1 protein-coding gene is annotated in these 1769 nt (G+C 57.3%); it reads left to right on the top strand.

Annotated elements, in window-relative coordinates; all coding sequences use genetic code 11:
* The first annotated feature begins 214 nt into the window (after positions 1-214).
* Positions 215-877 carry a transcriptional regulator gene (locus BSG20_RS35235; protein WP_093041999.1) on the top strand — a complete coding sequence of 221 codons (663 nt, stop codon included), beginning with the start codon at positions 215-217 and terminating at the stop codon, positions 875-877.
* The last annotated feature ends 892 nt before the right edge of the window (positions 878-1769 follow it).

Here is a 1769-nt window from a genome sequence, read left to right as displayed (position 1 = left end):
CTGAAACCGCCGGGCTTTGCCCGCGGCAATATCGCAATTCCTCCAATAATTTCAGCGGCTTACCGTTTGTGCACGGGCACTAGTTAGGCTCGCGTTGCCCGCTGAGTATTCAGGGACTAGACCGGCGGCGCGGTGGTTGCTATTTGCAGGGCATGTTGCGATGCTGAAGACGTCGCCGAAACATCACCGCAGACACATCCAAGGGCCTCTGAAAGTGAAAAAAGTCCAGCGCAGCTTTGCCGTCGAGTACAGATCTGGTCGGCGAAAAGTGAATTCTAATCCGACCTCGATCTGGGGAGACATGGATCTCAAGTCCGTTGCGCAAGATCTGCAGGACGAGGCAATGCCAGTCCTGCCGGGAGCTTCTCAGGCTAGCAGCAGCGAGATGTCCTTCGCTGGAGAAGAACAGGCCACGGCGTTGTTGACACTGCCGATTGAGCAGGAGACAAATGCATCGGCTTTACAGGAGACCATAATGGCCGACGAAAACAATGCGATGACTGATACTGACACGCCGGCCGTAGCGGCACCTGATGTACCGAAGAAGGAGCGCAAACCTCGCACTAGGAAGGCGATGCCTGAAACGGCCTCAACCGCAGTTTCGGCGCAACCGGCAGAGGCTTCGAATGCTGCAGTTGGAAAGCAGAAGAGAGGACGCAAGGCGAAGTCGGACGAAGGTGCGACAAGCGGCAAACGTGCGCCTGTCAAACGTTCTCCGAAGGTTGTAGAGGCAGCGACTGCACCGTCGGTGGCGGCAGTTGATGAGTTTGCGGATCTTCTGCAGCTCGAAGAGGAAAACCAGAGACTGCGCAAGCTTCTGGCCGAGACGCTCCGTGCTGAAAATGCGGATCTGCGAAAGCGGCTCAATCTCGGTTGATCAACAGCATTCGGCCAAGCGCTGGCCGCATTCTTATACTTATCGTGATGGACATCTTGGCGGCGATCCGTTCCGCCGCCAACGTTTTTGCTCGCAGCCTGAATGCCGAGTAGAATTCGAGGTCGAATAAAATGGCGTCTCCCTGGAAACTTCTTGCTCGGCTGGTGTCACCGCGACGGCAGCAGAGGCAGGAACACGGTCCGACCGATGACGTGCAGCCGGACATTGGCCATCGCCAAACCGACTGACACGGCCGGCGACATCGGATTTATAAATTTACGCGACCCCGCGAAACAGCAACCTCTGTTCCTATGCTGCGCCTGATGAATTCTCTCAAACGGCCATTCTTGGGGAAAGGACCGAATCGATCATCAATCTTGTCGGAAGCGGCATGGTGTCGCGCTCGTGCCGAAAGCACATTGCCGCTCAAGCCGCTTGAATGGCACATTATGTCCGGTTCGCGGCCCCGGCGTTCCGATCCGATATCAGATCGCCCGGGGACGTCGCGCACTCTCCAGAGCTTGAACACATGTCGCATCCCGTAACGCCCGCATCGGACCGCCCTCGAGGCGCGGGAAACCGTAACCATGGATGAGCACAAGATCGATGTCCGAGAAACGTCGCATAGCGCAGCGCCTTCGCGCGCCATTGCCGCAGGCACGTGCTCACGGAGGCTTGATTCCGGATGTTCTTTTCGGGCAGAATAAGCATCTGCTTTCGAACAGCCGTAATGGTGTAGCGCTGCGGCTATTTCGCGAGCCCGGGATAGGTCGCGCCGCAAATCATCTGAACAATAGTGCGGATTCCGACGCAATCCGCCCCCGCATTCCGAAATGGTGCCGCCCCCCAATTCCGAGAATTAACCGCCCCCTTGTTCCGAGATGATGCCGCC

It is taken from the genome of Rhizobium tibeticum (genome assembly GCF_900110205.1).
Classification (GTDB): domain Bacteria; phylum Pseudomonadota; class Alphaproteobacteria; order Rhizobiales; family Rhizobiaceae; genus Rhizobium; species Rhizobium tibeticum.
This window is presented reverse-complemented; position numbering and strand designations above follow the sequence as displayed.